Origin of the sequence: Paraburkholderia polaris, assembly GCF_012927345.1 — a bacterium.
In the GTDB taxonomy this organism is placed as follows: Bacteria; Pseudomonadota; Gammaproteobacteria; order Burkholderiales; family Burkholderiaceae; genus Paraburkholderia; species Paraburkholderia polaris.
Genome location: NZ_JABBGJ010000021.1, coordinates 16,453 through 38,062, shown reverse-complemented (window position 1 = coordinate 38,062; position 21,610 = coordinate 16,453). Strand labels below are relative to the sequence as shown.

Genomic DNA, 21,610 nt, shown 5'->3' with positions numbered 1-21,610 from the left:
TGTCTAGTGCGCCCAATGGCGCGCTACGTGGTGCTGAACGATGCAAGCGCAGGGTCCCACGCGCATCAGGTTTGACTCGCGCTTAACCGCGCGTGTCGACCCAGCGGCGTGCCCAGCGTGCCGAGTGCTGCAGTGCCTGTTCTTCGTTCGGGAAGTAGTCGAGCGAATAGAACTGGTAGCGCGCTTCGGTACGGGCGCTGTCAGCGCGTTCGAGCAGCAGGTTGGATGAAAAGCTACCGTCGGGCAAACGATGCGCCGAGGGTTTGACGGCATAGCCGTTGTAATGATGAATATGTTTGTTTTGCATTTTATATTTTAATAATGTTCGAGTGCGCGCCTGCCGTGCGAGCCGTTGTACGGGTCACGCGGACGAGCTGATTCAAGCCATTGCGAGCCGAATCCAAACGCAGTCGGAAAGCTAAAAAAGGGCGTTAAAGCCAGAGGGGAGAATGAGGTGCAACGAGGCGTTTGGCGCTTGGGCTAGCTGCTGAACAATACGTGCAGCTAAAAGCGATCGCGCCAACTGTGGGAGACAAGCTCCGCGAGGATGTCGCTGCAGCCCGATGTCCGTTGCCGGACACCGAGCCCTTCAAACTTACATCGGCTTGATGTTAGCCGCTTGCAGACCCTTCGGGCCTTGCTTCGTTTCGAAGCTCACCTTCTGATTTTCAGCCAGCGTCTTGAAGCCGTCGCCGCTGATTTCGGAGAAGTGCGCGAACAGGTCGTCGCCGCCCTTGTCCGGGGTGATGAAGCCAAAGCCTTTGCTGTCGTTGAACCACTTAACGGTACCGGTATCCATGAAGAATCCTTGAGGAAAAAATAGAAAAATTTGCTCTGTTGAGGAGCGCGTGAAGGGTCAAGGAGGGAGAGGACAACGAATACCGCTGAGGAGCGAGACATTGATGAACAGCAATCGAACTTCTTGAACTTCGGATGCCACAGTAACCGCCGGGCACGTCGGCGTCAACATTTATCTTGTAACTGTTTTGTTATGGGCCCTGCTTGAGTACGCTGGACGCGCGGCGATGCGGCCCTCGCTACCGGCTTGTCGCATCGCGCGGCACGACAAGCCACTCACGCGGAGTTTCTGTTTCAGATACCCACTTTATGCGCTGTCAGGATCAGGCGTAATCCGAGCGCGGCAACTGCGCTTGCGGCGACGCGATCGATCCACGCCTTCCACTGCAAATAGATTTCACGCGGCCGTTTGCTCGAAAAGCACAACGCGACCACGGTGTACCAACCGGCTTCAATGGCGAAGATCGCAGGGGGCAATGCAAAGTAGCACCACAGCGGCGGATGTTGCGGGAGCAAGGCCGCGAAAATACTACCGTAGTAGACCGCAGTTTTCGGATTGCTGAGTTGTGTGCTCAAACCGATCCAGAAGGATTTGCGCACATTGGTGGCGGCGGCCTGCGTGGCATCGAACGCGAGTGGTTTGGCCGCACCGCGCCAGATCTTCGACGCAAGGTAGATCAGATAAAGTCCACCGGCCACTTTCAAACCGACATACAGCCACTCTACCGTCGCCAGCAGGGTGTACAGGCCGAGCAAGGCGATACCGCTGAAGAACACGCCGCCGATGCCCATGCCGGCGGCTGTTGCGAGGCCGTCGCCGCGCGAGAGTCCGATTGCATTGCGGGCAACGATGACGAAGCTCGGTCCAGGGCTCATGGCACCGAGCAGCAGTGCGGCCAGGATTGTGACGATGGCTGTCGAGGCGGGCATTTTTGTGTGTCTCCTACGGGCGGCGATGCGGGTCAGTGAAACATAGCATGAGAGGGCGAGCTTTTGTTTTTGCTCGGCGCGAATGGACCCAATAAGGAACCGATAAGAATCGAATAGGCCAGTGCCGAGTGCAAACAAAAATGACAAAGAAAGCCCATCGCCGCAGGCAAACAATCAGTTGCTGCAAGCAGCGGAAATTGGATGCTAGAATCACCGTCCATACGCTAAAGCAGCCTTGGAACACCGAGGCCGATCGGGCGCGATTCGAGCCGTTTGCCGACCAGTTCCGCTAAATCCAGCATTTATTGGGCATGATTTCCGATGCGAGATGTCCCGCATCGAGAGCGGCATCGTGAGTTCGATTTGCACTCAACCCATTTGATTCACGCATAGGCTTCGCGTTGTTTAGCGAAGCTTTTTTGTTTTTCGAACGCGAGCACTATCAGCCGCGAAACCGGTACGTTATGAAAGAGCGAGAAGAACAACGGCTGTTCGACCTCGACGGGAATGCGCGTGAGCGCCTGATCGTGTGGATCCGCCGACGCATGGACGAATACGGCATTACGATGGAAGCGCTCGCCGATTCGATCGAAGCCGACAAAACCGCAGTCCGGGCCGTGATGTATCGCGACGCCTTCGGCAATACGTGGGACGGCCATGGCGATAAGCCGGATTGGCTCGCACGCGCGATCTACGCCGGACAGAGCATCGACCATTTCCGCTGCTAATAGTGTGGCCTCAGTTTCCTCTGCTAATCGTTTTCCTGCGTGGCTGCGCTATATCGCGTTGTTCGGCTTGCTGTGGCTGAATATCGGCGGGTCGTTCGGCGTTCACTGAAAAGCGGGCTGGCCGAGTCATGCCAATTGCTTCGGTATCCAAACGGATGACCGCGGTGGTGTCACTCGACTGCATGGCAGGCCGGTCCGCGCAGACGCAAAGCAAAAAAAAGCCCGCACGGGGCGGGCTTAACTACTCGGAGTTTCGCGATCCAGTCGCTAGACGGATCATCTCCAGTTTATGCGAAAGCTATATGAAAGTATAGAAAATCCGCGTCACAGGTCGAAAAACACGGTTTCCTTGTCGCCCTGCATATAGATATCGAACCGGTACACGTTGGCCGTATTCGGCTCGCGACGCGCGATCAGCGTGCTCCGCCGGTCCGCAGGAACCGCTGCCAGCACGGCATCCCGTTCGTTTGCCTCGGCTTCGTCCTCGAAATAGACGCGCGTGAACGTGTGCAGCAGCATGCCGCGCATCGTCACGATCACATTCAGATGCGGCGCTTCGTCCGGGCTGGCGCGGCCGGGTTTCACCGTTTCAACGACAAAGCGCTTCTGCGGATCGGTACCCGTACCGACGCGGGCAAAGCCACGGAAGCCAGTCTTCAGGATTTCCTCGCGTGATTCCGGGTAGTGGCCTTGCGCGTCCACCTGCGACACTTCCAGCATGGCATCGCCGATCACCTTGCCGTCGCCGTCAAACACCTGGCCGACGATCGTGATGTGCTCGCCGGCCGCTTCACGGTCGGCCAGAACTGGCGTAAACAGGCTCTTGAAGTCGAAATCGTACTGCTGCGGGCACAGACCGTAGGCGAAGTACGGTCCAACCGTTTGCGAAGGCGTTTGCTTGAGGGTCGTCATGGCTTAGCGCTCCATCGGGGTTTCGTTGCGGCCGCGCAGCACGATGTCGAAGTCGTAGCCGAGCGCATAGGCCTCTTGCGTCGTATCGAGCGAGAAGTTTGCGATCAGGCGGTCGCGTGCGTGCTCGGGCGTGCCCTGGAAAATCGGGTCGAAGGCCAGCAGCGGGTCGCCGGGGAAGTACATCTGCGTGACGAGGCGCGAGCCGAAATGGTCGCCGAACAACGAGAAGTGGATATGGTTCGGACGCCAGGCGTTCGGGTGATTACCCCAAGGGTAAGCGCCCGGTTTGATCGTCAGAAAGCGATAGCGGCCGTCGTTGTCGGTGATGCAGCGGCCGGCGCCGAGGAAATTCGGGTCGAGCGGCGCATCGTGCTGGTCGTTCTTGTGCACATAGCGGCCGGCGGCATTGGCTTGCCAGATTTCAACCAGCGTATTGCGTACCGGACGGCCGCCTTCGTCGAGCACACGGCCCGTCACGATGATGCGCTCGCCGAGCGGCTCGCCGTTACGCACCGCGTTGCGCGTCAGATCGTGATCGAGCGCGCCGAGGTCTTCGGTGCCGTAGACCGGCACGCGCTGGTCGCGCAGCTTTTCCTTCAGCGGAATCAGCGGGCGCGTCGGGCCGCGTTTGACCGAAGAACCGTAGCCGGGATAGACGTAGGCGGGGTGGGACGCGAAGTCGCGCGCGGTGAGAAAGGACTCGTCCATCAGTGTCTCCTTCGAGGAATTGTGGGATACAGCGTATGAAGGGACTTTATCCAACCTGAGAGGTTATGCAAAATGACGTTTTCGTCCATTTCGTATAACCTGCCGTTATGCAACGCAGCCTCGCGGACAGCCGCGTCAAATTCCGTCATCTCCAGTGCTTTCTGGCCGTCGCCCAGTTCGGCGGCGTGCAGCGGGCCGCCGAAAGCCTGTCCATTACGCAGCCCGCGGTCTCCAAGACGGTTGCTGAACTGGAAGCGATTCTCGGCGTGAAGCTGTTCGAGCGCGGCCGCCACGGCGCCGTGCCGACCCGCGAGGGGCAGCTTTTCATGCCGCATGCGAGCGCCTGTGTCAGTGCGTTGCGACAGGGCGTCGATTTGCTGGCGCGCGCGGAAGGCGCGGCCGCGGCCACGCTGGAAATCGGCATTCTGCCGACCGTCGCGGCTGCGCTGGTGCCGCCGGTGCTGAAGCTGTTCGCCGCGCTTTGGCCGCGTGTGATCGTGCGCCTTGCCACCGGCGCCAACCCCGAATTGCTAGAACGCCTGAAGGCCGGCACGATCGAATTCGCGATCGGGCGTCTGGCGGATCCGGAAAGGATGGTCGGACTCAGTTTCGAGCAGCTTTTCAGCGAGCCGTTGATTGCGGTGGTGCGCGCCGGGCATCCGTTGGCGCTGGGGGCCGGCTTGCCGGCCACGTCGCTGGAGAATTTTCCGGTGGTGCTGCCGCCGTTCGGCACACTGATCCGGCAATCTGCTGAAAGCCTGCTGAGCGCGTGGGGCGTGCCGCCGTTGTCAGGGTTTGTCGAAGTGCTGTCAGTGTCGACGGGGCGTGCGTTGACGCTCGAGAACGACGCCGTGTGGTTCGTGCCGTTGAGCGCAGTCGAATATGAACTGGCGCACGGGATGCTGGTGCGTTTGCACTTGCCGTTCGCGGGCACCGGCGAGCCCGTGGGGCTGATCCGGCGCTCGGACACGCAGCCGTCGCCGGTGGGGCGGGCGTTTATCGATGCCGTGCGCGAGGTCGCGCAGCAGCGCATGGCCGCTGCCACCGGCAAGCCTGCGGCGAAGCGCGCGCCCAAACGCGGCCGCGGCGGCATGCCGAAGGTCTGACGCATGCTGCAGCAGCGCTGCAGCTGTGCTGGAGCCGCGAGAGACGCAGTAGATTCAGCAGATTCAGCAGATTCAGCAGATTCAGCAGATTCAGCAGATTCAGCAGATTCAGCAGATTCAGCAGATTCAGCAGATTCAGCAGATTCAGCAGATTCAGCAGATGCGGTAGATGCGGAGCAGAAGGCAGAAGGCACAGAAGGCGCACGCCACGTCCGATTCACCGCGCGTGAACCATCCAGTACAAAATGAAGGTTGCGAACGCCCTGGTACCCGGTGTACAAACACGGTGCGAAAGCCGTTGCCAGTCGCGTTGTTGCGGCACACCACGTCTCCGGTGTCACACTGCAGGTGGATGACGGCTTGCACCAGACAGCAGAAACATCACGAACACGCGCAACAGCGTACGAAAGACTGTACAAGGAGATTGCCATGCCCAGCGACTTGCCCACTCCAGACGCCGCGCTGCGCGCCGTGTCGGCGCCTGAGCACAATCCGCTCGGCACCGCCGGCCTCGAATTCGTGGAGTTCGCCTCGCGCGAGCCGAAGGCGCTCGGCGAGACCTTCACGAAACTCGGCTTCAAGGCGATTGCGCGCCATATCAGCAAGGACGTCACGCTGTATCGCCAGGGCGAGATGCATTTCCTGATCAACGCCGAGCCGGATTCGTTTGCCGAGCGCTACGCCGAGGAGTACGGCGCGGGTATCTGCGCCATCGGCATTCGCGTGGCCAACGCGCAGCGCGCCTTCGACCGCGCGATCGAACTCGGCGCATGGGCGTTCGAAGGCGAACGCCTCGGCGCGGGCGAACTGCTGATTCCGGCGATCCAGGGCATTGGCGATTCGCATATCTATTTCGTCGACCGTTGGCGCGGGCGAGGTGGCCAGCGCGGCGGCCTTGGCGACATCTCGATCTTCGACATCGATTTCCGTCCGATCGAGATCGATACCGCGCAGGCCGATCTGAATCATGCTGGCACCGGCCTCGTCGCGGTCGATCATCTGACGCAAACGGTTGGTGAGGGTCGGATGCAGGAGTGGCTCGATTTTTATCGCGACCTGCTCAACTTCCGTGAGATTCACGAGCTCCATGCGAACTGGCATGTCTCGGCGGAATCGCGCGTCATGGTGTCGCCTTGCGGCGCGATCCGCGTGCCTTTGTATGAAGAAGGCACGCGCCGCACGAATCTGATGCATGAGTATCTGCCGGATCATCCGGGCCAAGGCGTGCAACACATCGCGCTGGCTACCGACGATATCTTTGCGTGCGTCGAGCAGCTACTGGCGAACGGCGTCGAATTCGTCGAGCCGCCGCCGCGTTATTACGACCAACTCGACGCGCGTCTGCCGGGGCATGGGCTCGATGTTGAGCGGCTCAAGCGCACGCATGTTCTGGTGGATGGCGAGATCGGCGCCGACGGCGTGCCGTCGCTGTTCTTTCAGACCTTTGTGCGACGCGGCGCGGGCGAGATCTTCTTTGAGATCGTGCAGCGCCAAGGGCACCACGGTTTTGGCGAAGGCAATCTAAGTGCGTTGGCGCAGGCACGCGAGCAAGCGGGCGCCTAGCGCTCACCGATTAGCGCTTAGCGCTGAATCAATCGGTATCGGGATTGCCGGCCAGCTCAGGATTCACCGCACTATACGCGGCTGCTTCCCGCAACAGCCACTCGCGAAAGCTTGTGAGTGGCTTGCCGTGGCTCAACTCGGTCGGATAGACGAGGTAATACGCCGAGTCGGCGACCGCGGGCGCGTCGAGTGGCATCACGAGTCCGAGCTGTTCGAGCTGTGCATCGACGAAAAAACGCGGCACTAGCGCGATGCCGAGACCGGCCGCAGCGGCGCTGATCAGCATCGTGTGGAGTTCGTAGCGGACTCCTTGCATCGTCCGGTTATCGTCAACACCGAGACTGGCGAACCACGACGCCCAGCCGTCCGGCCGGGTGGTGGAATGCAGCAGGGGGTAGTCCAGTAGATCGGCCGCTGTCTCAACAGGCCGCGTCAGCAGACTCGCCGCGCACACCGGCACGACTTCCTCACTGAACAGAAAATCCGCCGACGTGCCCGGCCATGTCGGTTTGCCGTAGTGAATCGCGGCTTCGAAATGCGTATCGGCGAACGGGAAGGTGCCGGTCCGCACGCCCATATTGACCCGCACGTCCGGATATTGCGCGTTGAATGCCGCCAGCCGCGGAATCAGCCATTGCGATGCGAAAGTCGGCAATACCGCCAGTTCCAGATACCCGCCGCCGCTGCCATGCGCAATGATCGACAGCGTGTCGCGGTCCAGTTGTTCCAGCGAGCGCCGCACCTGCGCGCTATAGACCTTGCCCGCCTTGGTCAGTACCACGCGCTGTTTGACGCGCACGAACAGCCGCACGCCTAGATTGTTCTCCAGCGTATTGATCTGCCGGGACACTGCGCTTTCGGTGAGGAAGAGCTCGCGTGCTGCGTGCGTGAAGCTCTCGTGCCGCGCGGCGGCTTCGAAAGCGAGCAGCGCGCCCATGTTGGGGATCTTGAACTTTCGCACATTGATTCCAAAAACGCATCAAGTGGCGATTTTATCTCGCTTTACGGCGGCGCTGCGAATTTGAATAATCTCGCATCCAACGATGCCGTGCTTGCGCCTTGAAGCCACGCCGGCAGGCCATCTTCGAATACACGAACGCTTGCTCGCCGCACCTTCCCCGGAACCGATATGCGAAACATCAAGAATGCGAATGTCGAACAACTGCTGCTGAAACTGCTCGGCGCCGAGAAAACCGCAAGGCTGTTTGCCACGCTGAACCATCCGCAGATTCTCAACGAATGGGAAGACGGCACCGTCACGCGCGCCGAAATGGCGCAGGCGATGAACATGGCGTTGTTCGAAGACCTGCTGGCGCGCTCGGTAAATGGCCGCCAGTACACCGAGGAGACGATCGCCGCCGGCGGCAGCGTCTACTTCGATCACGGTGCATTGCGGACGGTACGCTGGGCAGAGAGCGGCGCGCTGCCGCCGGGCGAAGCGGCCTTCGCGCGCATCCTGCGGCCGCTCGGCTTCAGCATCAACGGCCGCTATCCGCTCGACCGTCTCGGCATGACCGGCCGCGCCTGGGCGCATGACGACGCGCCCGATGAGATCGCGCAGTTTTTCGTCAGCGAATTGCATCCCGAGCGGTTTTCGACGGAATTCCAGCAGGCGGTGACGAACGTGATCGGCGCCTCGCGTGATCCGTTGACGCCGCAAGCCGTCGGCCAGTTGTGGGAGCTCGAACGCGAAGGCGTGCTGCCGCTCGAGGCGGCTCATGCGTTGCTGCCGGTGGTCGTCGGCGCGTTCGCGCGCCAGCACGAGACGCCACGCGAAGCCGATTACGAAGTATTGTTGAAGGAGTCGGCGGAAATGGCATGGATCGCGACCGAAGGCAACGCCTTCAATCACGCCACCGATCGCGTCGCGGACGTGTTCAAGCTTTCCGACGACGAAAAGGCGAAGGGTCGTCCGATGAAGCCGGAAGTGGAGCGTTCGCGTTCGGGCCGCGTGTTTCAGACCGCGTACCGCGCGGATATCGTGCGGCGCGAGTTCCGTGCGGCTGACGGCAGCATTGTGACGCGCGAGGTGCCGGGCTCGTTCTACGAGTTCATCACGCGCAAGCGGACCTTCGATCAGGACGCGCGCCGCTGGGAAACGGACCTGCGTTTCGACGCGGGCAACGCACAGGGCATCTTCAAGATGACCGCGAGCCAGGCTGCGTGATGCGTAGTTCAGGCCATAGCGCGGGCGTTGGATACGAGACGTGAGGGACGCGGTGGGAACGTCATTGGATGAAGAGCAGGGCGCGGGCGTGAATGCTTCGTTGAGCGACGTGGTTCGTGACACGTTGAAAGCGCCGCGGGTTGCTAAGCCCTTTCAAGGGACTGCCGCCGTGCTGCAGGCACTCGAAGCCGACTTGCGTCGCAACGTGCGCGGCGAAGTGCGTTTCGATCAGGGCTCGAAAGCGCTGTATGCCGCGGATGCGTCGAATTATCGGCAGGTCCCGCTCGCCGTGGTGCTGCCGTCGGATGTCGACGACCTGCTCGAAACGCTCGCCGCCTGCCGCCGCAATGGCGTGCCCTTTCTCCCGCGCGGCGGTGGCACCTCGCAGAACGGCCAATGCGTGAACGTCGCGGTGGTGGCCGACGCGAGCAAGTATGTGAACCGCGTCGTGTCGGTCGATCCTGTAGCGGGCATGGCGATCGTCGAACCGGGCGTAGTCTGCGACACCTTGCGCGATGCGGCCGAAGAACACGGCCTCACGTTCGCACCCGATCCCGCGACGCACAGCCGCTGCACGCTCGGCGGCATGATCGCCAACAACTCGTGCGGCGCGCATTCGGTGATGGCCGGTAAGACGGTGGAGAACGTCGAGGCGCTGGAAATCGCGACCTTCGATGGCGCGCGTTTCTGGGTCGGGCCTACTTCGGACGACGAACTCGAGCGCATCATCGCAGCCGGCGGCCGTCAGGGCGAAATCTACGCCGCGCTCAAGCGACTGCGCGACACCTACGCCGATCAGATCCGCGCGAAATTCCCGCAGATCAAGCGGCGCGTGTCGGGCTTCAACCTCGATCAGTTGCTGCCGGAAAACGGCTTTAACGTCGCGCGTGCGCTGGTCGGCACCGAGGGCACGTGCGCCGTGACCCTGCAGGCGAAAGTGCGGCTCGTGAAGAGTCCGGCGAAACGCGTGATCGTCGTGGTCGGCTTCACCGATATCTACACCGCTGCGGACGCCGTGCCGCATTTCATGCGCTGTGGGCCGATCGCGATTGAGGGACTCGACCGCGCGATCATCCGTGGCCTGCAGGCGCGCGGTTTGAAGAAGGACGAGATCGCCTTGCTGCCGGAGGGTGATGCATGGGTCGTGCTCGAATTCGGCGCGGATGCGCAAGACGATGCCGTGCGCCAGGCGCAAATCGCTGCGGCGTATTTTTCGTCGGGCGAAGCAGGGCCGAATGTGTCGGCGATGCTCGTTGAAGATCGAGCGTTGCAGGCGAAGGTGTGGTCGATCCGCGAGACGGGGGCGTCGGCGGTGGCGTTGTCGGTGGATGCGGGCACGCCTGATCCGGTGGTCGGTTGGGAAGATGCGGCGGTTGACCCGCTGCGTCTCGGCGATTATCTGCGTGCGTTTCAGGCGCTGGTGGATCGTTACGGCTACGAGACGAGTCTGTACGGCCATTTCGGCGATGGCTGCGTGCACGCGCGCATTACCTTCGATCTGCGCAGCGCCGAAGGCGTCGCGACGTGGCGCAAGTTTCTGCGCGAAGCGGCGGAACTGGTGGTCGAATTCGGTGGTTCGCTCTCGGGCGAACACGGCGACGGCCAGGCCAAAGCTGAGTTCCTGCCGATCATGTACGGCCCTGAACTGATGCAGGCGATGGAGCAGTTCAAGGCGATCTGGGACCCGGCCAATCGATTGAATCCCGGCAAGGTCGTGCATGCGTATCGCGCCGATGAAAATTTGCGCATGGGTCCGGCCTACAAGCCGGTGACCCTGCAAACCAAGCTCACGTTCGCGAGCCAGGAGGGTGACGGCTTTCAGCGCGAGATCGAACGATGTATCGGCATGGGCAAGTGCCGCTCGCTCGAGGGCGGCACGATGTGCCCGAGCTATCGCGCAACACGTGAGGAGAAATACTCGACGCGTGGCCGCGCGCATCTGTTTTGGGAAATGCTGCAAGGTGACGTGATCGCCGATGGCTGGCAAAGCCGCGAAGTGAAAGAGGCGCTCGATACCTGCCTCGCGTGCAAGGGCTGCAAATCCGATTGCCCGACGCATACGGATATGGCGTCGTACAAAGCGGAATTTCTTTCGCATTACTACGAGACGAATCGTCGGCCGCGCCAGGCGCTGTTTATGGGGCGGATCGGAGAGTGGGCGCCGTGGGCGGCAAGGTTTCCGCGGCTGACGAATTTCATGACGTCGGCGCCCGGGTTGGCTACCGTTGGGAAGTGGGCTGCTGGGGTGGCGCAAGCGCGGGAATTGCCGAAGTTTGCCGCGCAGACTTACCGGCAGATTGCGCGGCGCTCGCTTAAGACTGAGGGTGACGCCCGTGCTCGTGCTCGTGGTGAGGTGAAGAAGGTCATTCTGTGGGTCGATACCTTCAACGACCACTTCACGCCCGAGATCGCGCAGGCCGCTGCCGATGTGCTGACGCAAATGGGCTGGCACGTCGTGCTGCCGAAGAACCGTTTGTGTTGTGGACGTCCGCTGTACGACTTCGGTTTGCTCGACCGTGCGCGTGAGTTGCTGACCACGATTCTTGATGACCTCGGGGACGATATTGCTGCGGGTGTGCCACTGGTCGGTCTCGAGCCCGGTTGCTTGTCGGTGTTCAAAGATGAATTGCTGAAGCAGCTTCCCGGTCATGCGTTAGCGAAACAGCTGTCGGCGCAAACTTTTCTGTTCTCCGATTTCGTCGCGCGTCAGCCGTTCGAGTGGCCGACGCTTGCGGCGGACGTGATCGTGCACGGGCATTGTCATCAGAAGGCGCTGTTCGGTATGCAAGGCGATACCGCGCTGTTGAACAAGCTTGGCGTGAAATGGAAATTGCTCGATACAGGATGCTGCGGGATGGCGGGATCGTTCGGCTTTAACGTTGAGCATCACGCGCTTTCGGAGAAGATCGGTGAGGACAAGCTGTTTCCCGCTGTGCGTACTGCTACCGCTGCGAACGCGGAAACGATTGTGCTGACCAACGGCTTCAGCTGTCGTGAGCAGATCGAGCAGGGGACTGGGCAACACGCGATGCATATCGCGCAACTGGCGCAGCGGGCGTTGGCGGCGCGTCGTTAAGGCGTGGTGGTGGCACTCGCATTGGCGTTGCCATCAGCACCGGCTTTCGCTTTCGGCGTTTAGACGCGCTGTGACGCGGTTCGGGACTGCACCTCAAAAGTCGGACACCCGTCCATGCTTTTGGGATGTGGTTTATTCAGGCGCCTCAGCTATTTTTTCGTCGGTTCTGCGGTAGCCGATGTCTGCGGGATGTCGGCGCTGGTCGCCATCCACAACACTTCGGCGTCTTCTTCGCTGGTGGAAACCGCGGCGTGGCCGGTGCGGCTGTCGAAGTAAAGGCTGTCGCCGGCGTTCAGATGCGTTGGCGCGTACAACTCGGAATACAGGCATACGCTGCCGCTGATCACGTACAGGAATTCTTCACCTTCGTGACGGCCCCAGTCATCGAACGCGTCCAACGTGTGCGCCGAGATGCGGATGCGGAACGGCAACATCGCCTTGTGCGCCAGATCCGTGGCGAGTAACTCCATCTGATAGCCGCGGTAGGCGTGGCGCTGGCCTTCGTCTTTGCGGGTCAACGCGCGGCGGCCGCTGGCGCTGACTCTGGGTGTCGAGCCAAAAAGCTCGCCGATCTCGATCTTCAGGCCGTGGACGATTTTCTGCAGCACGTCGAAGGTGGGCGACATCAGGCCGTTTTCGACCTTGGACAGTGTCGAGCGGGAGACGCCGCAGAGGCGGCTCGCGGTTTCGAGCGTCAAATCCTGCGCCTGGCGGGCGGCGCGGACGCGGCGGCCGAGGTCGGTGGTGGATTGGTCGGCGGATTTGGTGAGATGGGTGTCCATGGGGGCTGGCTTAAATGCTCGCCTTGCGCGGCGTTCGATGTTTCCGATAATAACATTTGGATTAGCGGAGACGTTCGCTGGCAGCGTTAGACCTCGTATCGGGGACGTGCTGGTGATGGCCATGAAGTGATGCATTCCCTTTGCATGCCAATCATTGAGCGCTTGTACGCGCTGCCTCCTTGACGTGGGTGCTCATCGAAGCCTGTCGCGCCTGGATTCGTGTGCGGGATCGAATGGCCTTTCGCATCGGAAACGTTGCGCTTTGAAAATAGACCCGCGCCGCCGTTCGAGAAGCTGTCAGGGTCTTAGTAGCAGCCGCGTCCGATTGAACCCGGTCAGCCTCTCTGGCGAGACGCACGTATTAGGTCCCCGAAAGTCTCGATTGGGAGGGGTTATGCGCCCGCACGGTTGTGCCCGTCGTTCGCGGTGATGGCGTAGGTTGGACTTGAGGGCAGTTTATCGGCGAAGCCGACATTGACGTGATGGCGTCGGTGAGGCGGCTATAGGTCGCTTTCCTGTCGTTCGCACACCGATGGCCGCGAATGTCAGGTCTCACTGTCAGCGAATGAGGGCTCCTGTTAAGCGTTGTCCAACGCCTGCCCGCACGCGTCGTCGTGCACTCATGGGGCAGCGGACAAGGGCAGGCATCGAACAACGCTTAACAGATCGCGTCCGAAGCTTAACTTCCGTAACCATGACCGGATCGTGCTCGCGATCGAGTCGACTCACACGCCAGATGTTGCCGGCGGAAACACACGCCTCACCGCCGCTGCCAACGATGACATGCTCGTCGGTTTCGAGCATGAACAGGCTGCCCGCTGCGCGCGCTGTCACGGGGTGGGCGATTTTCGATACTTTGGCGAACGGTCTTACGGGCGTTCTCGAGGTCGAACTTTTCCACCGACGGCGGCGCGAACTGATGCGTGCTATGGCCGCTCGAGCAGGCAAGAATTTCCGGATCGACAACGTCAGTATTGCTATGGTTGTTCGGTATATAGGCTTTCGCCTGGGTTATACCCGGAAACACTACCCTGGGCCCTTAAGGACGTGCTAAAAATAGTCGATATCCCGTAAGCGCGAGTGAAGGTCCGGTCCGGAGATTGGAGAATCCCACGCGGTCTGTCGCACGGAATTCCGAGGTGAAGGTATGGAAAAAAAAGTGCTCGTCGCGGTAGCCGCTGCGCTTATGTCTTCTGTGGGCGTGCTGCATCCCGAATCCGCCCGTGCCGCTGATGCTGCAGCCTCGGCCTTCGAAGATTCGACCGTTGACGCATCTCTCGACCCCGGCGAAAAACGCGTCTCCGCCGAAGCCGACATTCAGGCGCGCCTGGCAGACCTGCGCTATGCGTATTTCATCGGCTATAACGCGCGCGCCAGGGAAGACTCGAAATCCTATGCGACCTTGGGCGACGAGGTGAAGCATCGGCAAAAACCGCTTGCTGCGCCGGCCATGCCCGCATCGCCGAAGCCGGTTGCCGAGCGGGTTGCACCCCCAAGGCGGGTCGTAGTGCAAGCCGCGCCTCTGAGGCAAGTATCTGCACCGGTCACATCGCCGAAGCGGGATGCTGCTGCGCGAGCCACGCCGTCCAGGCAGGTCGTCGCGCAGGCCGGCCTTGTGCCGCTGAAGCACGGTCCCGCGCAAGTCGCGTCTGCGCCGCCGAGGCGGGTCTCTGCACCGGTCGCTTCGTTGAAGCAGGCTTCACTGCGGGTTACGCCGCCTAAGCGGGCTGAAATGCAGCCTGTGCCTCTGAAGCAGGTTTCTACTCGGACTGCGTCGCCGAAGCTGTTTGCCACCGAGTCCGAGCCTCCCATACTGATTCCGACACAAGCCGTGACGGCATTGCCGGAAGCAAAATCGGACGACGATGACGACGCGCAGTTGACGCAGAGGCGCGATTTCCAGAACGCTCAGCGGGCGGTGCCGCAATATCGGCAGGCCGATGAAGAACCGCAATACGCGGTGGAGCAAGGAACTCAAGCGGCCCACAACCGGCAAGCTCGGCAATATCAGAATCAGCAGCCCCAGCAATACGCGGCGGCGCCGGCCTATAACCAGATGTCAACAGAGTCTCAGGAGTCAGGTGGGTACGCCAGGCGGGAATACGCGCCGCCGCCTCGAACTGTTCAGGCTAACCAATACGCGCCAGCTCCGTATCCGCCTGCTCGGTACCAACCGGCTGACGCGCAGTCCGCCTATGTACCTCGGCCGCCCACTCAAGCGGCGGCGCAGCAGGTGATCATAGTGGGCCGCCCGCCTGCCTATCCGGCATATAACGAGATGTACACGCCGCCTGAACTGCGGCGGCCATATCCTGCCGGTTACGGCAATCCGGCGCAGCCTGTCGGATATCAGGGATGGGAGTAGGCGCACTCACTCGCATGGGCCGCTGGGCGCACTGACGCATGTATGCAACGGGCCGTTACAGGCGTCCCGTTTCCATGATGGAAGCAACATGCGCATGCCGGACACGTGCGATGGCACTGCCGTGACTCCGATCCCTCATCAGGGCGGCTTGGACAAACTGCATGACGTGGAAGGTGCGGTGGCTAGGCTCGCGGAGGCGCTGGACAGTATTCTTAGGGCGTTTTTTCTTCTTGCGGAGGATGTGCGTATTGCTCGTCATCGCAACCGCCTCGCCAGGAGGAACCCGAAGCCTGGCGGATAGGCTATGCGCACTATTCGGCCTTCGGACTGAGTTCACGCGGCATGGCTATCGATGCGCGGCCTCTTTCCCGCACCCTCCTCCATCGCTTGACGAGACTGATGCGCAGACGTCGACTCCGGCAACTCACGGGCAGTCGGCACAAAGTCACCACATTCGCCACCCAGCCTGCGGATACTGGAGAGCATAGGAAGTGATTCGGTGACGTCCCATTTCGAAATGGCTGCTAGTGGTCCCACTCTGGCGCCGCAAAAAAAATGGCGCCGCAGGCATTCAGCCTGCAGCGCCATTCTGTAGTGCTACGACCAGAACAACACGCCGTAGCCCGACAGCACACTTACATCTCTACGGTGTCGGCCACTTCCTTGAAGTCTTCGATCTGATCGAAGTTCATGTATTGGTAGATCTTGTCGCTGTTGGCGGTGAGCACGCCCATGTCGGCCATGTACTCTTCCTTGCTCGGAATCTTGCCCAGACGCGAGCAGATTGCGGCGAGTTCCGCCGAGCCGAGGTACACGTTCGTGTTCTTGCCCAGGCGGTTCGGGAAGTTACGGGTCGAGGTCGACATAACCGTCGCGCCTTCACGCACCTGTGCCTGATTGCCCATGCACAGCGAGCAGCCCGGCATTTCGGTACGGGCACCGGCTGTGCCGAAGACGCCGTAGTGGCCCTCCTCGGTTAGCTGCTTCTGGTCCATCTTGGTCGGCGGGGCCACCCACAGCTTGACCGGGATGTCACGCTTACCTTCCAGCAGCTTCGACGCGGCACGGAAGTGCCCGATGTTGGTCATGCACGAGCCGATGAACACTTCGTCGATCTTGGCACCGGCCACGTCCGACAGCGTCTTCACATCGTCCGGATCATTTGGGCAGGCCACGATCGGCTCGTGGATGTCGGCCAGGTCGATTTCGATGACGGCTGCGTACTCGGCATCGGCATCCGGCGACAGCAGTTGCGGGTCGGCCAGCCACTGCTCCATCGCCTTGACGCGGCGCTGCAGGCTGCGCGGGTCTTGGTAGCCCTCGGCGATCATCCACTTCAGCAGCGTGATGTTGCTGTTGAGGTACTCGATGATCGGCTCCTTGTTAAGGTGGACCGTGCAACCGGCGGCCGAGCGCTCGGCGGAAGCATCCGACAATTCGAATGCTTGCTCGACCTTCAGTTCGGGCAAGCCTTCGATTTCGAGAATCCGGCCCGAGAAAATGTTCTTCTTGCCCTGTTTGGCAACCGTCAGCATGCCTTGCTTGATGGCGTACAGCGGAATCGCGTTGACCAGGTCGCGCAGGGTCACACCGGGCTGCATCTTTCCTTTGAAGCGGACCAGCACCGATTCCGGCATGTCCAGCGGCATCGTGCCGGTGGCGGCCGCAAAGGCGACCAGGCCCGAACCAGCCGGGAAGCTGATGCCGATCGGGAAGCGAGTGTGCGAGTCGCCGCCGGTGCCCACGGTGTCGGGCAGCAGCATGCGGTTCAGCCACGAGTGGATCACGCCGTCGCCCGGGCGCAGCGCGATGCCGCCACGGGTGCTGATGAAGTTCGGCAGGGTTTGGTGGGTCTTCACGTCCACCGGCTTCGGATAGGCAGCAGTGTGGCAGAACGACTGCATGACGAGGTCGGCCGAAAAGCCGAGGCACGCCAGGTCCTTGAGTTCGTCGCGGGTCATGGGGCCCGTGGTGTCCTGCGAGCCGACCGAGGTCATTTTCGGTTCACAGTACGCGCCCGGCCGGACGCCCTGGCCTTCCGGCAGCCCGCAGGCGCGGCCGACCATCTTCTGGGCCAGCGAGAAACCTTTGCCGCTGCTGGCCGGCTGCTGTGGCAGGCGGAACAGGGTCGACGGGGCCAAGCCCAGCGCTTCACGTGCCTTGGCAGTCAATCCGCGACCGATGATCAGGGGAATGCGGCCGCCGGCGCGCACTTCATCGAACAGCACGTCGGACTTGACCTGAAACTCGGCGATCACTTCGCCGTTCTTCAAGGCTTTGCCTTCGTATGGGCGCAGTTCGACCACGTCGCCCATATCCATCTTCGACACATCGAGTTCGATTGGCAGGGCGCCGGCGTCTTCCATTGTGTTGTAGAAGATCGGGGCGATCTTGCCGCCGAGGCACACGCCGCCAAAGCGCTTGTTGGGGATGAAGGGGATGTCTTCACCCGTGAACCACAGCACCGAGTTGGTAGCCGACTTGCGCGAGGAGCCCGTGCCGACCACGTCGCCCACGTACGCGACCAGGTGGCCCTTTTCCTTAAGCGACTCGATGAACTTGACCGGGCCACGCTTGCCGTCTTCTTCCGGCGTGATACCGGGACGGGCGTTCTTCAGCATTGCCAGCGCGTGCAGCGGGATGTCCGGACGGGTGGTGGCATCCGGGGCCGGCGACAGGTCGTCGGTGTTGGTTTCGCCCGTCACCTTGAAGACGGTGATGGTCAGGCTTTCCGGCACTTCCGGACGGCTGGTGAACCATTCGGCGTCGGCCCAGCTTTGCAGCACGGCCTTTGCGTGGGCGTTGCCCTTGTCGGCCAGATCCTTGACGTCGTGGAACTGATCGAACATCAGCAGAGTTTTCTTCAGCGCGTCGGCGGCCACGACGGCCACTTCGGCGTCGGACAGCAGCTCGATCAGCGGCTGGATGTTGTAGCCGCCCAGCATCGTACCGAGCAGTTCGGTGGCGCGGGCGCGCGAGATCAGCGCGCAGGCGGTCTGGCCCTTGGCCACGGAGGCCAGGAAACCTGCCTTCACGCGGGCCGCCTCGTCCACGCCGGCCGGCACGCGGTTGGTGATCAGGTCGAGCAGGGTCTGCTCTTCGCCAGCAGGCGGATTCGTCAGGAGTTCCACCAGTTCGGCGGTCTGCTGAGCCGTCAGCGGCAGGGAAGGGATGCCGAGTGCGGCGCGTGCGGCCGCGTGAACACGAAAGTTTTCAAGCATGGGAGACCTGCTGGTATTGGCGTTTCAGGGACAGCTTGCCGGGCACTCCAAGGCTGTGCCGGGCACTGTTTTCATCGCGATTCTAATTGCAATACCGTTGATAGGTCAAATGTCTTATGTCTTATATAAGAGTCAAAATACAAATAGGATCGATTGTTGCTCCAGACGCGGCCGAACGTTGATTCACTCTGCCATTAGCGATACCCTTGAATCGTTCGTCATCGTCGAATGCTGGTCAACCCGGAGACAACCGTTTCGTGAAGCGAGCGTGGGCTTTCTCCTGCATCGTCGCCATGAGCGCGATCCTCGGCGGATGCGGCAAGGACGGATCGCGAAATGCTACTCAGGAATCGGGCGCATCCGCGAGTCAGGCGCAACTTGGGCGGGCCGCGAGCGGCGTACCCGCCGCATCGGGCGCGCAGGCCGCCGTCACTAAGGCTCAGTTGCCGGGGGAAGCAGCCGAAACACTGCGTCTGATCAAAGCGGGCGGCCCTTTCCCTTTTGCCGAGGACGGTGTCTTGTTCCGCAACAGCGCGGCATTGCTGCCGCAGCATCCGCGCGGCTATTACCACGCATATACAGTTCGCACGCCTGGATCGGCGGATCGCGGGCAGCGCCGCATCGTATGTGGTGGACCGCGCAAGCAGACCGGCGACTGCTATTACACCGACGATTACTACGCCAGTTTCAAACGCATTGCAGAATAACTTGAGCCAATTAAAACGCCCCGGGCCTCCTATATAGCAGACGCCGGGGCGTTGTGTTTTCAGTGAGCGTGCCGCGATGGCACGATCAGTGGCAGGGGTAACGCAGACCGTCTTCTGCCGCCTCTTCCCACTAGTAGTCGGTCGACCCACTACATCATTGCCGACGTAGAACCCCGCTCGCCCCAATGTCGGCTTAGGCCGATGACCGACCTGACTACATCAGACCGCAGAAATCTGCTGACTGAGCGAGGCAGCCGTTCAAATGGCCAAGCACCGCCGCTGTCGAACCGCTGCAAGTGGCCCATCCGTGCTTGTCCCGCCTCCAGCAACCGAAAGCGCATTTCATATTGTGGGATTTGCTTTAAATTTCCGCAGCGTCATTTTCCCGCCGCTTGAAAACATGTTTTACATCGCGAAAATTGCTACGTATCTCATTGAAAAATAATAATAAATTAAGTCATGTGTCTTATATAAGACCTTGGTGCAACGCGTCAAAACGGCCCTACAATTCAGTCATGCAGTTCGCTTCGACATACGTAGCGGCACACCCAACTATTTTTCAAATGCGCTTTGCTCTTAGGAGATACACATGACTCAATATCAAGACGACATCAAGGCAGTTGCTGGTTTGAAGGAGCAACAAGGCAGCGCGTGGAATGCCATCAGTCCCGAGTCTGCCGCACGCATGCGTGCTCAGAACAAGTTCAAAACGGGCCTGGACATCGCCAGGTACACCGCCAGGATCATGCGCGCCGACATGGACGCCTACGATGCCGACTCGTCCAAGTACACCCAGTCGTTGGGCTGCTGGCACGGCTTCATCGGCCAGCAGAAGATGATCTCCATCAAGAAGCACTTCAACAGCACCGACCGCCGCTACCTTTACCTCTCCGGCTGGATGGTGGCCGCGCTGCGCTCCGAGTTCGGTCCGCTGCCGGACCAGTCGATGCACGAAAAAACCTCCGTTAGCGCGCTGATCCGCGAGCTGTACACCTTCCTGCGCCAGGCCGACGCGCGTGAACTGGGCGGCCTGTTCCGTCAGTTGGACGCTGCCGAAGGTGCTGCCAAGGCCGCCATCCAGGAAAAAATAGACAACCACGTCACCCACGTCGTGCCTATCATCGCCGACATCGACGCGGGTTTCGGCAACGCCGAAGCAACCTACCTGCTGGCCAAGCAGTTCATCGAAGCAGGCGCGTGCTGCATTCAGATCGAAAACCAGGTGTCCGACGAGAAGCAGTGCGGCCACCAGGATGGCAAAGTCACCGTGCCTCACGAGGACTTCCTCGCCAAGATCCGCGCCATCCGCTATGCCTTCCTGGAACTGGGTGTGGACGACGGCATCATCGTGGCCCGTACCGACTCGCTGGGCGCCGGCTTGACCAAGCAGATCGCCGTGACCAACACACCAGGCGACTTGGGCGACCAATACAATTCCTTCCTCGATTGCGAAGAATTGTCGATCGACGAACTGGGCAATGGTGACGTCGTCATCAAGCGCGACGGCAAGCTGTTGCGTCCCAAGCGCCTGCCTAGCAACCTGTTCCAGTTCCGCGCCGGCACGGGCGAAGCGCGCTGCGTGCTGGATTGCGTCACCGCGCTGCAAAACGGCGCTGACCTGCTGTGGATCGAAACCGAAAAACCGCATATCGCCCAGATCGGCGGCATGGTCAGCGAGATTCGCAAAGTCATCCCGAACGCCAAGCTGGTGTACAACAACAGCCCGTCGTTCAACTGGACCCTGAACTTCCGCCAGCAGGTGTATGACGCGATGAAGGCCGCAGGCAAGGATGTGTCAGCATACGACCGCGCCCAGCTGATGAGCGTGGAATACGATCAGACCGAACTGGCGATCACCGCCGACGAAAAGATCCGTACCTTCCAGGCCGACGCGGCGCGCGAAGCAGGTATCTTCCACCACCTGATTACGCTGCCGACCTACCACACCGCCGCACTGTCGACCGACAACTTGGCCCGCGAATACTTCGGCGACCAGGGCATGCTGGGTTATGTGGCTGGCGTGCAGCGCAAGGAAATCCGTCAGGGCATCGCCTGCGTCAAGCACCAGAACATGTCCGGCTCGGACATCGGCGACGACCACAAGGAGTATTTCAGCGGCGAAGCGGCCCTGAAAGCGGCGGGTAAAGACAACACCATGAACCAGTTCTGATACCGGTAACACCCCGAGCAAAACGCCAACCCATACAGGTTGGCGTTTTTTTTATCCAGCGAGATAGCTCGTGGGCTTCTCATCAAACATTTTCTTGTGCGCTTCCATGCAGAAGCTGTACGTGTGGCTCGGTAGACCGAGGATGGCGCGGTTACCTTGGCCACGTTCATCTCGCAGCCGCTGTCGTCAGCAATCCTCCACATTGCTGACGTAGACCCTGCCTGTCCCAATGGCAGCTTTGGCCGAACTACTGTCCTTAAGTTGGCGGTTTTGCTGACCGCACCGCGCAGTTAGCAGCCCCTTGAGGGCGCGACCGCACGACTCGCGGCAGTGGGTGGGCTCCTGCCTGCCGATCGGCGACGCGCCAAACGACCGCA

The 21,610-nt window shown here is 61.1% G+C and carries 17 protein-coding genes; 9 read left to right on the top strand and 8 right to left on the bottom strand.

The annotated features are described in order from the left end of the window. Nucleotides 1-82: 82 nt before the first annotated feature. From HHL24_RS20095 to HHL24_RS20085, 3 genes are all read right to left on the bottom strand, one after another. Nucleotides 83-307, bottom strand: coding sequence for a hypothetical protein (locus tag HHL24_RS20095; protein WP_169487174.1), 225 nt, complete (start codon nucleotides 305-307; stop codon nucleotides 83-85). Nucleotides 308-595: 288 nt separating this feature from the next. Continuing rightward, nucleotides 596-799: a cold-shock protein gene (locus tag HHL24_RS20090; RefSeq protein WP_007178877.1), complete on the bottom strand. Its 204-nt coding sequence runs from the start codon at nucleotides 797-799 to the stop codon at nucleotides 596-598. Nucleotides 800-1,092: 293 nt separating this feature from the next. Then, a complete protein-coding gene (locus HHL24_RS20085) occupies nucleotides 1,093-1,728 on the bottom strand; it encodes a LysE family translocator (RefSeq protein ID WP_169487265.1) in 636 nt (211 codons plus the stop codon). 464 nt (nucleotides 1,729-2,192) lie between these two features. Here HHL24_RS20085 and HHL24_RS20080 point away from each other — a divergent pair, with 464 nt between their 5' ends. Next, nucleotides 2,193-2,456, top strand: coding sequence for an H-NS family nucleoid-associated regulatory protein (locus tag HHL24_RS20080; RefSeq protein ID WP_169487173.1), 264 nt, complete (start codon nucleotides 2,193-2,195; stop codon nucleotides 2,454-2,456). A 324-nt stretch (nucleotides 2,457-2,780) separates the two neighbouring features. On the opposite strand, the gene pcaG is transcribed toward HHL24_RS20080, so the two are convergent. Together pcaG and pcaH are read right to left on the bottom strand one after the other, a co-directional pair. Beyond that, complete coding sequence (pcaG, locus tag HHL24_RS20075) at nucleotides 2,781-3,368, bottom strand: protocatechuate 3,4-dioxygenase subunit alpha (protein ID WP_169487172.1); 588 nt, start codon at nucleotides 3,366-3,368, stop codon at nucleotides 2,781-2,783. A 3-nt stretch (nucleotides 3,369-3,371) separates the two neighbouring features. Beyond that, the gene (gene pcaH, locus HHL24_RS20070; RefSeq protein WP_169487171.1) at nucleotides 3,372-4,076 is read right to left on the bottom strand and encodes a protocatechuate 3,4-dioxygenase subunit beta; all 705 of its coding nucleotides are present in this window, start codon (nucleotides 4,074-4,076) and stop codon (nucleotides 3,372-3,374) included. A gap of 107 nt (nucleotides 4,077-4,183) precedes the next feature. Between pcaH and pcaQ the strand changes: the two genes are divergently transcribed. Both pcaQ and HHL24_RS20060 read left to right on the top strand, forming a co-directional pair. Next, entirely contained in the window at nucleotides 4,184-5,182 is a 999-nt protein-coding gene (pcaQ, locus tag HHL24_RS20065) for a pca operon transcription factor PcaQ (protein ID WP_169487170.1), read from the top strand. Nucleotides 5,183-5,611: 429 nt separating this feature from the next. Next, nucleotides 5,612-6,745, top strand: a complete 1,134-nt coding sequence (locus tag HHL24_RS20060) for a 4-hydroxyphenylpyruvate dioxygenase family protein (protein WP_169487169.1) — start codon at nucleotides 5,612-5,614, stop codon at nucleotides 6,743-6,745. A 28-nt stretch (nucleotides 6,746-6,773) separates the two neighbouring features. Here HHL24_RS20060 and HHL24_RS20055 read toward each other — a convergent pair whose 3' ends face one another. Next, on the bottom strand, nucleotides 6,774-7,706 hold the full coding sequence (locus HHL24_RS20055; RefSeq protein ID WP_329606714.1) for a LysR substrate-binding domain-containing protein: 933 nt from the start codon (nucleotides 7,704-7,706) through the stop codon (nucleotides 6,774-6,776). A 168-nt stretch (nucleotides 7,707-7,874) separates the two neighbouring features. Between HHL24_RS20055 and HHL24_RS20050 the strand changes: the two genes are divergently transcribed. Both HHL24_RS20050 and HHL24_RS20045 read left to right on the top strand, forming a co-directional pair. Continuing rightward, nucleotides 7,875-8,912, top strand: a complete 1,038-nt coding sequence (locus tag HHL24_RS20050; protein WP_169487168.1) for a DUF1338 domain-containing protein — start codon at nucleotides 7,875-7,877, stop codon at nucleotides 8,910-8,912. A gap of 52 nt (nucleotides 8,913-8,964) precedes the next feature. Then, nucleotides 8,965-11,988 carry an FAD-binding and (Fe-S)-binding domain-containing protein gene (locus HHL24_RS20045; RefSeq protein WP_169487167.1) on the top strand — a complete coding sequence of 1,008 codons (3,024 nt, stop codon included), beginning with the start codon at nucleotides 8,965-8,967 and terminating at the stop codon, nucleotides 11,986-11,988. 149 nt (nucleotides 11,989-12,137) lie between these two features. Here the strand turns inward: HHL24_RS20045 and HHL24_RS20040 are convergent, their stop codons facing one another. After that, on the bottom strand, nucleotides 12,138-12,770 hold the full coding sequence (locus tag HHL24_RS20040; RefSeq protein WP_169487263.1) for a helix-turn-helix domain-containing protein: 633 nt from the start codon (nucleotides 12,768-12,770) through the stop codon (nucleotides 12,138-12,140). 1,147 nt (nucleotides 12,771-13,917) lie between these two features. Between HHL24_RS20040 and HHL24_RS20035 the strand changes: the two genes are divergently transcribed. Beyond that, nucleotides 13,918-15,135, top strand: coding sequence for a hypothetical protein (locus HHL24_RS20035; protein ID WP_169487166.1), 1,218 nt, complete (start codon nucleotides 13,918-13,920; stop codon nucleotides 15,133-15,135). 635 nt (nucleotides 15,136-15,770) lie between these two features. Here HHL24_RS20035 and acnB read toward each other — a convergent pair. After that, on the bottom strand, nucleotides 15,771-18,356 hold the full coding sequence (gene acnB / locus HHL24_RS20030) for a bifunctional aconitate hydratase 2/2-methylisocitrate dehydratase (protein WP_169487165.1): 2,586 nt from the start codon (nucleotides 18,354-18,356) through the stop codon (nucleotides 15,771-15,773). Nucleotides 18,357-18,613: 257 nt separating this feature from the next. Here acnB and HHL24_RS20025 point away from each other — a divergent pair, with 257 nt between their 5' ends. The 3 genes from HHL24_RS20025 to HHL24_RS20020 all read left to right on the top strand — a co-directional run bounded on the left by HHL24_RS20025 (nucleotide 18,614) and on the right by HHL24_RS20020 (nucleotide 21,233). Then, nucleotides 18,614-19,063: a ribonuclease gene (locus HHL24_RS20025; RefSeq protein WP_169487164.1), complete on the top strand. Its 450-nt coding sequence runs from the start codon at nucleotides 18,614-18,616 to the stop codon at nucleotides 19,061-19,063. A gap of 262 nt (nucleotides 19,064-19,325) precedes the next feature. Next, nucleotides 19,326-19,508, top strand: a complete 183-nt coding sequence (locus tag HHL24_RS43640; RefSeq protein WP_206002946.1) for a hypothetical protein — start codon at nucleotides 19,326-19,328, stop codon at nucleotides 19,506-19,508. 144 nt (nucleotides 19,509-19,652) lie between these two features. Next, on the top strand, nucleotides 19,653-21,233 hold the full coding sequence (locus HHL24_RS20020) for an isocitrate lyase (protein ID WP_169487163.1): 1,581 nt from the start codon (nucleotides 19,653-19,655) through the stop codon (nucleotides 21,231-21,233). The last annotated feature ends 377 nt before the right edge of the window (nucleotides 21,234-21,610 follow it).